The organism is Tigheibacillus halophilus (assembly GCF_042683165.1).
Taxonomy (GTDB): Bacteria; Bacillota; Bacilli; order Bacillales; family Amphibacillaceae; genus Tigheibacillus; species Tigheibacillus halophilus.
The window spans coordinates 161,739-176,357 of sequence record NZ_JBHUIZ010000015.1 but is presented as its reverse complement, the minus strand read 5'-3'; the positions used below and the strand labels follow the sequence as shown (position 1 = coordinate 176,357).

Below are 14,619 nucleotides of genomic sequence, written 5' to 3'. Positions count from 1 at the left end.
TTAATCACTCCTGATGTAAAATTGATAGATAAAATGGAAAAGAACGGGGAATTTGTTTCCCCATTTCCGTTCCTATATTAAAAGAATAGTTGTGATAGGAACCGGATGATTGGTCCTAATATAAACATATCTGAGTCTGCAGCCCACATTGCTGTATCCGGAACTGTATCAGGTAGAAGCATTTTCACCATGACAAATTGTCCCCATGCAACCACAGTTGAGGTAATGAAACCACCCATTATTGCACCTCTAACACCACCAGTCGCATTACCGAATACCCCTGCAGTGGCTGAGTGGAAGAACAGCACAATCATCGTTGGAACAAATACATAACTAACTGTATTTCCTAAAACAACCAACCAGATTAACGCCCCGACAAATGATCCCAAGAAACCCAAAATTACAGCGTTTGGTGCAAACGGGAATACAACCGGGCTATCTAGTGCTGGTTTTGCACCAGGGACAATTTTTGTCGCAATACCTTTAAATGCTGGAACCATTTCTCCGATAAACATGCGTACACCAAGTAAAACAACTGCAATACCAGCAGCAAACGTAAACGACTGAATGATTGCGTACACGATGAAGTTTTGATCACCAGCCGCTTCAACTAATGCTTTTGCTCCAGGCGTATCTTTAAAGGAAATAATGATCGCTCCGACTAAAAATAGTAAGCCCATTGTCAGTGCAGTAATAACGTTAGAATCCCTTAGAAATTCCAAGCCTTTTGGTAGTTTGATTTTTTCAGAGTCATTTTCTTTATTACCTAAATATTTACCTGCCAAAGCACTTAATAAAGAAACGGATGCTGACGTATGCCCCAGGGCAATATTGTCATTCCCCATGATTTTCCGCATGAACGGTTGAGTTAATGCTGGCTGAATCGTCCAATATAATCCCATAAACACTGCTAAAAAGATGACAAGTTTACCGAATGAAACATCACCAGCAGTTTGGATAACAATTCCTGCAAAAATGGTTGTTGTCCAGAACATCATATGGCCTGTCAAATAAATAAATTTGAATCTAGTAAACCTAGCTAATAGTACGTTAATGACAAATCCCAGTGTCATTGCCAATGTCACCGCACTACCATACTTTGCGTTAAATGCTTCTTGCCCCATGAAATGTCCAAGCGGCTCTGCCGACAAATTGAAAACTTCTTTCCATAGTGGTTCAAAAACTGTCAACGCGTCAGTGATTACGCCTGAACCTGCACCAATGATTAAAAATCCGATCACAGCCTTAAACGTGCCGCTAATTACTTGACTAGTACTTTTTTTCTGTAGCAGCAATCCTAGCAGGACGATAAATCCAAGTAGAATCGCTGCTTGCCCGAAAATATTTGTGGCAATCCAAAAAATAGCATCCATTCGTGTTCCCCCCCAATTTCAACTTAACTTACGATGTTCTCGTCAATTGCTTTGTTAATCTCATCCATATCAAAGTAATTATTTACAATGAAAACTTTTGCACTATGACCTGCCAGACTTTCTGCAAGTTCATTGCTGGTGATGATATAATCTGCTTGCATACTGGAAGCTGTAGATACATCAGTATGTTCAACATCTGCACTAATCCCTTTATCTGATAAAGCTTGTTCCACATTCATTTTCAAAATCAAACTTGTTCCTTGTCCTAATCCACAAACTGTTAATACCTTCATCATCGCTTATCGCTCCATTTCTAATATGTTTTTTATATCTTCATAACTTGTTGCTGTTGTTAATCTTTCTACGTTTGCTGAATCATTGAGAAGTGCTGTTAATTTTCGAAGTAACGTTAGATGTTCATCACTTGATGACGCACCTAAACCAAACACAAGACGTACGGGATCATTTGAAGAATGCCCAAATATAACAGGCTTCTTTAACTGTACAAATGATACTGAGGCCTCATTCACACCATCTTCAGGTCTGGCATGCGGAATCGCAATGCTCGGAGCTAGTACAAAATAAGGACCATTTTCCTTATATGAATCCTTCATCGCCTCCATGTAAGACCTTTCGATAAGTCCCTCCTGGATTAAAAGATTACCAGCTTCTTCAATCGCGCCTTCCGCATCTGCCACTTCCGCACCGACTTTCACAATGGCTTTTTCCAAAAACTTCATCGATTTCACTCACCTTATCCTTGCTGTTAATCCATCTCTGTAGAATATGTTCGTATCAATTTGACTATCTGATTTTTATTTGTTGCTTTAACAATATGGTCCTTATCTTCTTTGGAAGAAAATAGCTTTCTTAGTTGTGATAATGCTTTTAAATGCTGTTCATTATCCAGTGAAGCTAAAACCACAATTATTTTTGCGGTCTTTTCTAATAAATCGACTGGTATATCTAAATGGAGCATGCTCATTCCAGTTTTAATGACGCCATCATCTGAATTAGCGTGGGGAAGTGCAAAATAATCAGATATAACAATATATGGTCCAATTTTAATAACATTCTCAATCATTTTTGATATATAGCTTTCTCTGATATACCCTTGTTTCAACAATGGAGCAGCAGCAACTTTTATTGCATTTTCCCAGCTTGCAACCTGCTTTTTCAATACAATTCGATCTGCTGGGAGCAGCTCACATAAATTAGGTTTCATCGCTTCACTTTCCATTTTAATCGGTGCATGAAAATATCTTCTCAGTTCCCTCAATAATGCTTTATCATCTTCTATCACGGCGTATCTTCCGACAATATCCATCACCGTTTCAACCGAGTGTATCTGTTTCTTTGATGAATGTTCGAACAAGCTATTTACTTTTTTTAACAATTGCTCTTTGTCCTCATTATTTAGTACAGGGTTGATGACAAAAACAGGTACACCACGTTCTGGAAGCGGTATGGTCGAAACAACAAAATCAACGTTTAAATCTAATTTTTCATATTCCCTTAATGAGGCCACACCAGTAGTTTGTACATCTGAGAATAGCCCTTCAAGCTGGCTTTCCAATAGCCGCGATGTACCTAGTCCATTTGTGCAGACGATGAGCATTCTTTTTCTGGATTTTTCAAGCATCACACCTTCTTTACGAAGCCATCCGCCAAAATGCATTGCAATAAATGCAACTTCATTTTCATTGATCGACTGGCCAATTAAATCTTCAAAATAATGTACCGTCTTTTTCGTTAAGTGAAAAACTTCGGGATAATTTTGAATAACCAAATCTCGCAAAGCATTTTCTACTTCGATCCCATATTTAATTCGATAGTATGCGGGCTTTAAATGTAGCATCAGGTTTTGGATCATCTGCTTGGGTTCTCGAAATTCAATTGCAGCATACAGTTGGAAATCCGCCACCATCCTCTCCACCACATGAAGCAAGGCTTTCATTTCTTCACTTTCTAATTGTGGGCTGAAATTATAATTCACTTTGGCACTTAGAAGATATTTAGCAAAGTAATATATTTCATCATCAGGAATGGTAATATCTAAGTCTTGTGATACATGTTTACATAGGGATTTTACTCCCTCGTATTCATCTGTCATTTTAATTACTTGTTTTTCGATTGAATCTACTTTCACAAATGATTGCTTTTTCATTCGTTTGATAAAAAAATGAAACCATACAACAATGTTGTTTAAAACATCGTCAGTAAATTCAATCCTGAAATGTTGTTCATAATCATGTAATAATTGACGCAACAAGCCCAGTAATTCAACGTCAAAAGTTAGATAAGGCCTCAATGCTCGGTTGTCTTTGTTTATGGACGCCCCCTGCAAATTAGATAAAAAAACATACCATCCTTCTTTTGGTGTTATTAACGATAGGAAATGAACCATCATCCTTCTGACATCGTTTTCATTTCCTATGATGGAATACCCCGTGTTGCGTTCAGAATGAATATGCAACTGATTAGTTTTTATTTCTTCCTTCAGTTTCTTCATATCATCAAGTATTGTATTTCTACTTACCTGAAAAAGTTTCTTAAAATCCTCTAAAAAATAAACTTTATCATGCCCAGCAATATAAATATAAGCCCAAGCCTTTCTCTCCAAAGGGGAAAATTCATAGTACGTTGTTCCAAAGAAGGAATAATTCGTCATAATTTCCTTTCTGGCTGGCTCATCTATATACATCCCCTGACCTCTTACCTGCTTAACCTGCGTGAAATGATGTTCTTCCAACCAATTATTTACTTTTTCAAGATCACTATAAATCGTGCGTCGCGACACATTCAACACTTCAGCAAGCTGCTGTACATTGATATATGAATCCTGTTTCAATAGTTGATTTAATACTGCCATACTACGTTGATCCAACTTTATCCCCCTAATCAATAGTTCTTAGGTAGTATGTCCTATGTCTATATTATATTGTTGTTTAGCAACCTTGATAAGACCAAATGAACCACATGATAATGTGCAAAATTGTACTGAAGGGGTTGACCATTGAACTGATCCCATGCGTCTCGCTTCATCTTTACCTCAAAGCATTAGCTAATAATATGGATAAAAAATAAAACGGTGACCTGGCCAATATGGCCGGTCACCTTTATAGATTCAAGATAATTATGATCCCGCTGATTTAAATAGAAGATATGAGTTTGTCTGTTCTGCTATGAGGTGCATATCCCATCCTTATTTCAATAGCTCTTACTTGTTGGAAATGAAGGGTATAAAATTCAACATATACCGATTCAAACCAGAACATCAAAACCCTATCCCAATTCTGGATAAAACAATACTTTACCGAAAGTTTCCTTGCGGTTAATAATTCTTTCAAAAGTTTCTGGGCCTTGCCGCAATTGTAATCGATGGGAAATGATTGGTTTGACGTTCACTTGGCCAGTACCCATATAATGCAAAGAAGTGCTCCACTCTTTGCCGGGGAATGGTGCGGAGATGGCATTCCATGACCCAGAAACGGTTAATTCATTGCGGACGATTTTTTCAAAATAAAAACGATCTATATGAATATCAGCATAAGGGATCCCTAGGAAGACAACCTGGCCACCTTTTTTTGGTAAGGCGAAGACCTGTGCAGATGTGATCGGGGATCCAGCAGATTCGAAGGCTACATCCACACCCTGACCTTCATTTAATGCATGAAGCTGCTCATGAGCAGCCTTTTTTCTTGAATTAATAACCACATCTGCTCCAACTTCCTTGGCAATGGCCAGTTTTTCATCATCAATATCAATTGCATATACCGTTTTTGCACCGAAGATTTTTGCCCACTGAACCGCTAATAGCCCAATATTACCGCATCCGATAATCGCCACGGTTGAACCGGGCTGCAGTTTGGTTCGGTAAAACCCATGAACAACAACAGATGATGGTTCAATCATTGCTGCAGTGTCAAAATCTACATGATCTGGAATGGATACAATATTTTCCGCCGGCAAGCAGGCATATTCCGCATATGCCCCAGGTTGATAGGCGCCCATCACATGGAGCTTCTCACAACGTGCTGGCTCACCTTGTCGGCAACTATCACATTTCCCACAATTAAAAGCGGGGCAGCCGGCCACCCGATCTCCTATGCTTATTTTTTCAACTTCCTGGCCGATTTCAGTTACAACACCTGCAAATTCATGACCAAATATCGTACCTTCAGCATAAGGCCCCAATTTATTAAATCTGGATATATCCGATCCACAAATTCCCACGGCTTTGACTTGAACGATGACATCATTTTTATTTTTTATGACTGGCTTTTCTGCATCCTCAAAACGTATATCCTGTTTTCCATATAGCTTAAGGGCTCTCATCTTTACCACCCTTCCTAGTTGACTGATTTTTTCTCTTCGCCTCGTTTTTTCCTGCCAAACATGCCAACAAAAGCAAAACCGATAACAATACTATTAAAAATCATCTGGTGTTCAAAATAGAAATCGCCGATAGCTCTGCCAACAGATCCCAGCATAAAATCAAGAAGTGCATCAACCATTTTCTTCCCCCTCATTTCTCCGATATTTGAAAAGTAATGACCCGACGATTGAGGCTATTCTTGTAACGGTTGTTGACATTTGCCCAGAAATAATAGCTAGTGCATCACTGGTGTAACGCCAATCTACCAGGTCCTTGCATCTGCAATAGCAGCAGCTTTATTCAACTGTCAAATGCCATCAGCCACGTAATCCCGAAATTTGCACTACAACTAAACGCAACAATTTTCCCAAACAAATATATTAATCTGCCGGTGTTAATAAAACTTTAATCGCTTCCCCGCTTTTGATTGCCAGATAAGCTTCTTCCCACTGCGTAATATCAAATTCATGTGTTACCAGTGCCTTGACATTTACACTTCCATCATTCATTAAAGCAAGCGATGGTTCCCAATCATGTGGATTCTGACTTCTGCTGCCGACAACGCGTATTTCCTTTTGAATGATGTTCTCAAAATCCACAGGAATTTCAGCTGATGAAAAGATGCCAATTTGGCCATACTGACCCTTTTTCCGCAACAGATCAAGTCCCATTTTCACAGCGGGTACCGCACCGGAACATTCAAAGACAAGATCTGCCCCGTAACCATTTGTTAATTGATTGACGACTTCCTTTACATCCTCTTCCTGAATATTAACCGTATAATCAATGCCAATTTCCTTTGCTTTATCTAAACGAACCTTATCGTTGGTCAAGCCGGTAATCACAACGGTTGCACCTTTACTCTTGGCAACTTGTGCCGTTAGTAAGCCAATTGGGCCGGGACCTGTAACAACAACGACATCCCCATCATGAATCTTTGTTTTGGCTACGACGTGGTGAGCACAAGATAAGGGTTCTGTCATTGCTGCGGACTGATAGTCAACGTTTTCTGGCAATTTGTGAACACTCTCTTTACGAGCGATTAAATATTTGGCAAATCCGCCGTTCTGCTGGGTTCCCAGTCCTTTACGATCGTTGCATAGATTGTAATCACCAGTCTTGCAATACGCACACTCCCCACAAATGTAAAAAGTAGTTTCCGATGTAACACGGTCGCCTGCTTTAAATTCGCTCACATTGTCGCCGACAGCAACAACCACGCCCGCAAATTCATGCCCCAGTGTAACCGGTGCTGCTACTTTGTAGTGTCCCTCATACGTATGAATATCCGAACCGCAGATACCTGTATACTTGACCTCGATTTTCACTTGATCTTTTCCAACTTGTGGTTCCTGTTTATCCTGTATTTCCAAATTACCGAATCCAAGTTCTGTTTTAACTAACGCTTTCATCATAAATTCCTCCCTTCTCTCTGAGCGATATTGAGCAGAGAAAAACATTTGGTACGGAGAATATAACGCTGTTATTGGCGATCCAGCTCCATCTGGTCCTAATTAAATAAACTGAAGATCTTAAAAATAACCCAGTTCACTATGTTACCGCCCTGGTCAATACTGGAGATTCTTGCAGAGCCTTTAGGCATATCGAAGTGTGCATTCTCAGCCATTTGCGTAAATATTGGCGCCACATCGGTAGCGATATACAGTGATATAGCAATCATAATCGTCCCCACAATAACCGAGTGGACAATATTACCTCTTGCTGCACCTACGATAAACGCTACGATGAATGGAATAGTTGCCAAATCGCCAAACGGCAACACGGTGTTACCCGGCAAAATAACAGCTAATAGCACTGTAACCGGAACTAATATCAATGCGGTTGAAATAACTGCCGGATGTCCCAATGCAACGGCCGCATCGAGCCCGATATAAATCTCTTTATCACCAAATCTTTTATTTAACCATTCTCTTGCAGACTCCGATACTGGTATCAGCCCTTCCATCAGGATTTTAACCATTTTTGGCATTAATACCATCACTGCTGCCATAGCCATTCCTATTTCAATAATATCCCCAACACTATATCCCGCCAGCGCGCCAATAAGGGCACCAAGGAATAACCCGATAAAAATGGACTCACCGAAAATACCGAATCGTTTTTGGATGGTATCCGGATCAGCATTCCAATTTCTAATTCCAGGAATTTTTTGCAGTACTTTTACCAGGAAAATCCCTGGTGCATAGGATATGGTACTGCCAGTTGCTAGTGAGACCCCAGGCAATTCATAAAACTCACTAACCATTGGGGCAGTCCAGTCAGCTACTTTCAGGGCCACAATTTGGAATAGCACCGCTGCAATCAAACTTTGGACAACACTGCCTGAAATTGCATATACCATAGCACCCATGAATGTATAATGCCAAAAATTCCAAATATCCACGTTCATTGTTTTCGTCGTTTTTGTGAATAGCATGATAACGTTTACAGCTAAACCAAGTGGAATGATAAATGCAGCTATACTCGATGCCCATGCAATGGATGATGTAGCCGGCCAGCCCACATCAATTACATTCAAGCTCACTCCCAGGTTTTTGACCATTCCTTGTGCAGCCGGTCCAAGATTATCAACAAGCAAATCGATAACAAGAAAAATGCCAACAAATGCAACCCCAATCGTCAAACCGGACCGAAATGCTTTACCCGGTTTTTGTCTGAAAAATAAACCCAACAAAAAGATGACGACAGGCAGGATGACAGTTGCTCCCAAGTCTAAAAAGGCTTTTATAAAATCAACGAATCCTTGCACAGGTTTTCCCCCTTATCTTTTTTTATCAAATCCCGGCTTTCTACACGAAAGGCCGGAATTTGAATGCTGTTATTTTTTTAATTCCTCCAGTATTTGCTTTTTGGTTTCATCAGTACCAATACCTGTCAGAAATGAGCGGGCATTGATAACCGGGAATGGATATTCTTTCTTTGTCATTGCAGTTGTAACAAGTAAATCAGCTGTATCAACATAAGCTCCTACTTCTGCAATTTTAATCTGCCTTAAGTCGACATCGATTTTGTTCTCTTTTGCCATTACTTCGATTGCGTTATTCACTACTGTTGATGTTGCGATTCCTGCACCACATGCAACCAATACTTGCTTTTTACTCACAGTTCTCACCTCCTTCAAATGCAAAATCTAGTTTACTTTCCAATAAAGCCTTTACGTTTCCTTTATTCTCTTCGTTTGCTATATATTTCAGCGTTTCTTGGTCCTGAAAAATCTGCATCAGGCGCTGCAGCAGGGACAGCTGTGAATGCGCCTTATCCATCGCAAGCATGAACACTAACTTCACTGGCGTAGTTTCCTCTGGTTCTCCCATCACCCCAAAAGCAACCGGGTTCTTTAGTACCCCAAGGCTAATTGCCCTTTTTTTCACATGTTCTACATCAGTATGTGGAATTGCCACTGAAACACTGCCGGTTGGCAAACCTGTTGCAAACTCCTCTTCGCGCGCGATAACCGCATCGATGAAACTCTCCTTAACAAGTCCCAGCTCTACAAGGTTTTTCCCCATTGCAGTCAAGACTGCATCTTTTGTGTCGGCTTTCAAATCCAACAGAATAATAGATTCATCAAAATAGATATTGCTCACTTTTTCGCACCTCTGATCTAAGTTGTAATTAAACTATGGAATATTTTTTTATGATTGCATGAATTTCCTCAGTTGTTCTCGCCCTTACAACCGCTTTTCTATCCTTTTCTGACCTTGCCAGTTTCATTAACTGCATCAGTGCTTTCAGGTGTTGCTGCTTATCACGTGCCGCGATGACAATTATTAAATTAATCATATAATTTTCTGTGAATTGCACACCTTCCTCAAGCCTGAGCAGACTCATGGAAACATCGTTCACCCCTTCTTCCGGAGCTGCATGGGGAATAGCAATATTTGGCCCAATAACGATATATGGATCATGAGCGCAATGCTTGATGATCGCCTCTACATATTCCTCTTCAATATTTCCGCTTTCCACTAATGGCAATGCGCATATCCGCATTGCCGCTTCCCAAGAATCAACGGCACGCTTCAGTGTCATTTTCTCCGGCGTGATTAAATCACTTAAATTCGCCTCATGAAATGCTATTTTCTGTTTTTTAACAGCGCTGGTTTCATCCCGGTTGATATAACGATACAAGTCTTGGGAAAGCTCTTGTTCATTTTTAACCGATGCATGGTTTTTGATTATATCCATCAAGTCTTCCACATGGATATCGGAAGGAATATAGCCATGAAGTTCCATCATGACCTGTTTTCGTAATCGATTTTTTTCCTCACGTTCCAAGAATGAGTTCGCAATAAACAGCTTTTTGTCAGTCTCGATAAATGTTGGTGAAAAAACAATATCGTAATCCAGTTTGTATGTTTGAAACTCTCTTACAGATAACGAGTCGAGGAAAACAAATTCCGGAAATAGCTCACGTAATTCACTTAACATTAATCGTGAGACAGATACTCCCTTTGGACAGACAACAATGGCCTTGACTTTTTCTAGGATACTGTCACCCTGTCTGGTCAGCCAGCCGCCTATCAACATGGTTAGAAAAGTTGTTTCATTTTCCGGTATCTTCATACCAATCAAGTCAGACAGAGGCTTTGTTGACTGCTGGACAAGATGATGCAACGCCATGAAATCCTTACTGACTGATTCTTGCGTATCACTTATCTCCGTAAGATGGTATTTAATCCGGTAATAGGCCGGTTTAACATGCAGAAGCAATTTATTTAGCAATTGGCCTCGATCTTGTATGACTATACATGCACTTTTTTCAAATAGACTTAACATATCATCCAGTGCCTGCTGCAAATTCGGGATTGCTTCTTCCGTTAAATATTCGGACCAATACACGTTGGTAGTTAACAGATGCAGGGTAATAAATAATCTTTCTTCCATCGGAATATCTTTAATGTCACTGAATATTTCCTCTGTAGCCATATATTCCTTTGTATCGGATAATTCCTCATACTTAATGTAAAATGAGTCCACCCGCATGCCCATTTTGATTCTTCTTAGTACCAAAGTGAGTGTATATGGCATACCAGCAATTTTTTCGTCGGTGAATTTCAAATTTAATTTTTTTTCAACCTGATGAATGCGCTTATTCAGCTCATTGATCTCTTCCTGTTGAATTGCCGCTAGTTTACAAAGTCTATTGAAGCCATCTGGCATCGCTAAAATTTTGTAGGTGGCATGAATGAGCAACTTACGAATTATGAATTCATTACCTTCCAGTACATACCCAAATCGTCTGGAATAACGGATCCTCAATCCGTAATCCGCTACGTAATCCTTTGCACGTTTTAAATCGGTAAGCACCGTATTCTTACTGACATCCAATTCACTCGTAAAATGGTTCAATGACAGGTCGTCATTACTTAATAGCATGATAAGGATAACATTGACTCTTTGTTTTTCAGACAGGATGTCTTTATCCTCCAGCATGCTATCCTGATCACTATTCAAATTTGTAAAGACTGTTTGATCAATAATAAAATTCCCTTGTCTTGTTCGTTCAATTGCAGGAAGGTTATTAGATTGAAGCCAGCCATTGATTTTACCGAAGCTGTATCCCAGTTGCCTTCTTGATAAGCTATACTTTTTTTCGATATCCTTACCTGTAATACTTGGATTACTGATTAGCACATCTAAAATTTTGATGCTTCGATTATCAAGCTTCATCATCTGCCCCCCTCTCACTGGTAATTGTAACATCATAAAACCGCCTAATGAATGCGGTTTCATCGCAATTTATCGAACTTAGATTGTACATTACTGTGATTCATATTTTTAGAAATAGGGCTTCACAATTGCTGGGTGTAATTCAGATTCGAGACATTGCCAAAAATTGTTGTTTGGTTGAATCGCGGGGAAGTTTGTTGTATCATGGATTTTCTTTTTTCCTCACTAATGGCTTCTGGAAAGTGTGCCTAAGATATCTGCTAAAGGAGCCCAAATAGCCATTGTAACAACGGCTTGTCCTGAACCAAATGGTACAAAAAAGTTAAACAAACCATTAGCAAACAGCATACCAATTGCACCAGTTGTTGCTGAAAGTGGTTCCAATCATGTAAATCGTGTCCGTATGTACCCTAAATTATTTCCTCGATATCCTACCCTAGAGGTTGCGTTCCATCCCCATCATCTTCTGTCGTAAATAATTTTTTTAAAGGTCCTAGTAATTTCACCTCACATGACTATAGTCGCCATGCAAACATACCCGAGGGGATTTTTAAACATTTGAAAAATAAACAATCGAAATCAGGAAAAAATAGGGAATGTAACTCTCACCCGAATGAAAAGTGTAATAGGTTAGAAGCCACACCAACTGAAGGTCTCTAACTTCATCCCTATAATAGTGTTAACCATAGCCCAACAACCCCTACAGAATTTCCTGCCCTTGCAATACCCACTAAAAATCCATATCTGCAACCGTAAAGGACAATACCTATTAGAAAAATTAATGAAAATAAGATCCCCCATGGCAAATTTTGAGTTTGCCATGGGGCATTTCAAAAAATGCTTTATTTTTTTTGATTGATTAATATATCCGCATTAATGTGCAAAGTGTTATAGGTTGTTTCGCTAATGATTTTATTGCTTATTAAATGGTCTAACAATTTATTAAAATTCTTTAAGTGTTTAACAGCCTTATCATCTTTTCCTGATTTCACGAAATGCTTTATCGCTTCCAGATGCATCTTCAAAGTACGAAAGGCCTGAGCGTCTTTTATTACTCCTTCTTTATTTAATTGCACTACGAGAACTACTAGTTTTTCTACACCATCGGGTACGATCACATCCGTTTCAATAAGCCGCGGCTTTATTTCCATTGCTTTCGCATATGTTTCTGCTGAGTCCACTTTATAGACATGCAATTTAAGGTTTTCCTCCTTAATTTTTTCTGCTGCCGCCTTATCAATATTGTGAATGGATGTTGTATAGATCGCACTATCGTATTTCTTTAATTCTTTCATATCTTCATCTACATTTTTCACGGCATCTCCAAGAAAAGTTACGGTTGCTTCCGGATACCAAGCGTTAAACTGGTCTCGAATGTTCTTATTGCTCAATACAAAAAAGGAATGGTCTAATACATCATTTTCTTCAGCTATACGCATGACATCATCTACGAACTGCTTACTGTCCCAATCCCCTTTTGAACCATCAAAATTGACACCAAGGTTATATTTATGAGCCTCTTCTAACGCTTCACCAAGCGTTGGAACCTTATAATTTGTTTCATTCCCATCTGCATCTACTACGTTATAACTTTTAATTTCTTTTAAGGTTAAATCTTTAATATTCCCGGAGCCCGTTGTTGTCCGATCAATATTTGCATCGTGCATTAATACGTACTGGCCATCTTTCGTTTCCTGTATATCAATTTCAACAAAACCGTATCCAAGTAACCCGGCCCACTTCATTGCCTCGGCTGTGTTTTCTGGAACGGCTACATGTGCCCCGCGATGTGCACTTATTTCGGTTTTGTCACTACCCAACCATTCATCAGCCTTACCTGCAGATTCCGCATGAGCTACATGATTGAATGCAAAAGAAAGTACGAAGATACTCACAATGGAAAGCATCCAAAATTTACGCTTCAATATTCTTCTCCTCCCTATAACCATGAATGTTTTTCTTAACATAATCGTTTGCCCGAACATACCACTTGCCATTAACCCAATAGCGCTGTTCCGTAACCGCCAAATCATTCTTTGTTCCCAGCATAGCTGCTGTCATCCAACAAAAAGTGCATGTATCACCTCCAACCACAGTTCTGATCTGGTGATTTGATATATATCGTCGGCCGTTTTTTTCCTATATCACACTTCCACATTACGCTAAGTGAACCTGTACATCGGTGCTTTGCAATCTTTTTAGATCACTTTCCTCAAGTTCACGCCCAATCACCAGATCATCAATTTTGTTTATATCAGCAACGGAATGAATGGAAATCCGGCCAATTTTCGTATGGTCGGCTGCGACAATCACTCGTTTAGCTGCACGAATCATCCCCCGTTTTGCAGTTACAAGGTACTCATCGAAATGTGTAAGACCCTTTTCATAATGAAAAGCCGGTGTACCGATGAATGCTTTTTGAATATTCACTGTGCTTAATGTTTCATCGGTAATCATACCGTTTAGCATGTAACTCTCGTGAAAAAGCACGCCCCCCGTTACGATCACTTTAATCGCCTTGGAAAAGCGCAAAGTTGCTGCAATGTTAATGTCATTCGTAACGACTGTTAAATCTTTCTTATTTTTGATTGATTTTGCAATGTGTAATGTCGTTGTTCCCGAATCCAGAATGATATTATCACCATCTTCTATAAGTCCAGCAGCACAATTTCCGATTCTTTTCTTTTCCTCATATTGAACGGATTCCCTATCTTGAAAAGAAGGTTCAGAGTGCACCTCTTCCTCAAGCATTACACCGCCATGCGTTCGTTTCATTAATCCTTTTTTCTCTAACATAGTAAGATCACGTCGTATCGTTGCTTCATGAACTCCGAAATGTAAGGCAAGCTCCGATACTGTGGATGCGTGGTTTAGTTTTAGGAATGCCAATAAGCCTCTTTGCCTTTCTAATGGAAGCATTTATATCATCTCTTTTCCATCGTTTCCTTTAAATGTTGGTTGAAGTTTGTTCAAGTGTTGTGTTGCAGAACCTTAACTAAATCACTTCTTAATTTTAGACGTACTTCGGATCCAGTTTCTATTTGTCCATTTTCATAATAATGATAGTCGAAAAATTTAAATGACTGCTCCCCAATCTGTGCTACATATTCCACATGGGATCCCAAAAATGTAGCTTGGTTGATTTCTACCAAAAAACTCCCTTGATCAGAAATGGAC

15 protein-coding genes and 1 pseudogene are annotated in these 14,619 nt (G+C 39.4%); all 16 read right to left on the bottom strand.

Translation table 11 applies throughout. From position 1 onward, the window contains the following. Positions 1-77: 77 nt before the first annotated feature. Positions 78-1,373: a PTS ascorbate transporter subunit IIC gene (locus tag ACFSMW_RS16715; protein WP_390357433.1), complete on the bottom strand. Its 1,296-nt coding sequence runs from the start codon at positions 1,371-1,373 to the stop codon at positions 78-80. A gap of 23 nt (positions 1,374-1,396) precedes the next feature. Next, positions 1,397-1,666, bottom strand: coding sequence for a PTS sugar transporter subunit IIB (locus tag ACFSMW_RS16710; RefSeq protein WP_390357674.1), 270 nt, complete (start codon positions 1,664-1,666; stop codon positions 1,397-1,399). 6 nt (positions 1,667-1,672) lie between these two features. Continuing rightward, positions 1,673-2,113, bottom strand: a complete 441-nt coding sequence (locus ACFSMW_RS16705; protein WP_390357432.1) for a PTS sugar transporter subunit IIA — start codon at positions 2,111-2,113, stop codon at positions 1,673-1,675. A 26-nt stretch (positions 2,114-2,139) separates the two neighbouring features. Then, complete coding sequence (locus tag ACFSMW_RS16700) at positions 2,140-3,996, bottom strand: BglG family transcription antiterminator (RefSeq protein WP_390357673.1); 1,857 nt, start codon at positions 3,994-3,996, stop codon at positions 2,140-2,142. 93 nt (positions 3,997-4,089) lie between these two features. Next, a pseudogene (locus ACFSMW_RS16695) lies at positions 4,090-4,245 on the bottom strand (HTH domain-containing protein); the annotation flags it as partial. Positions 4,246-4,658: 413 nt separating this feature from the next. Continuing rightward, a complete protein-coding gene (locus ACFSMW_RS16690; protein WP_390357431.1) occupies positions 4,659-5,711 on the bottom strand; it encodes a galactitol-1-phosphate 5-dehydrogenase in 1,053 nt (350 codons plus the stop codon). A gap of 14 nt (positions 5,712-5,725) precedes the next feature. Further along, positions 5,726-5,890, bottom strand: a complete 165-nt coding sequence (locus ACFSMW_RS16685) for a hypothetical protein (protein WP_390357430.1) — start codon at positions 5,888-5,890, stop codon at positions 5,726-5,728. Positions 5,891-6,131: 241 nt separating this feature from the next. Beyond that, positions 6,132-7,163 carry a zinc-binding dehydrogenase gene (locus ACFSMW_RS16680; protein WP_390357672.1) on the bottom strand — a complete coding sequence of 344 codons (1,032 nt, stop codon included), beginning with the start codon at positions 7,161-7,163 and terminating at the stop codon, positions 6,132-6,134. 98 nt (positions 7,164-7,261) lie between these two features. Further along, complete coding sequence (locus tag ACFSMW_RS16675; RefSeq protein WP_390357429.1) at positions 7,262-8,521, bottom strand: galactitol-specific PTS transporter subunit IIC; 1,260 nt, start codon at positions 8,519-8,521, stop codon at positions 7,262-7,264. A gap of 69 nt (positions 8,522-8,590) precedes the next feature. Then, positions 8,591-8,875: a PTS sugar transporter subunit IIB gene (locus ACFSMW_RS16670; protein ID WP_390357428.1), complete on the bottom strand. Its 285-nt coding sequence runs from the start codon at positions 8,873-8,875 to the stop codon at positions 8,591-8,593. Continuing rightward, the gene (locus ACFSMW_RS16665) at positions 8,868-9,359 is read right to left on the bottom strand and encodes a PTS sugar transporter subunit IIA (RefSeq protein ID WP_390357427.1); all 492 of its coding nucleotides are present in this window, start codon (positions 9,357-9,359) and stop codon (positions 8,868-8,870) included. The genes ACFSMW_RS16670 and ACFSMW_RS16665 overlap by 8 nt, the downstream gene beginning before the upstream one ends. Before the next feature lie 28 nt (positions 9,360-9,387). Then, positions 9,388-11,442, bottom strand: coding sequence for a BglG family transcription antiterminator (locus ACFSMW_RS16660; RefSeq protein ID WP_390357426.1), 2,055 nt, complete (start codon positions 11,440-11,442; stop codon positions 9,388-9,390). A gap of 225 nt (positions 11,443-11,667) precedes the next feature. Then, positions 11,668-11,826: a hypothetical protein gene (locus ACFSMW_RS16655; protein WP_390357425.1), complete on the bottom strand. Its 159-nt coding sequence runs from the start codon at positions 11,824-11,826 to the stop codon at positions 11,668-11,670. 458 nt (positions 11,827-12,284) lie between these two features. Further along, positions 12,285-13,367 (bottom strand): glycerophosphodiester phosphodiesterase, encoded by a 1,083-nt coding sequence (locus tag ACFSMW_RS16650; RefSeq protein WP_390357424.1) that lies wholly within the window; start codon positions 13,365-13,367, stop codon positions 12,285-12,287. Further along, entirely contained in the window at positions 13,357-13,491 is a 135-nt protein-coding gene (locus ACFSMW_RS16645) for a hypothetical protein (protein WP_390357423.1), read from the bottom strand. Before ACFSMW_RS16645 ends, ACFSMW_RS16650 begins: the two co-directional genes overlap by 11 nt. A gap of 108 nt (positions 13,492-13,599) precedes the next feature. Continuing rightward, entirely contained in the window at positions 13,600-14,361 is a 762-nt protein-coding gene (locus tag ACFSMW_RS16640) for a DeoR/GlpR family DNA-binding transcription regulator (protein WP_390357422.1), read from the bottom strand. Between the last annotated feature and the right edge of the window lie 258 nt (positions 14,362-14,619).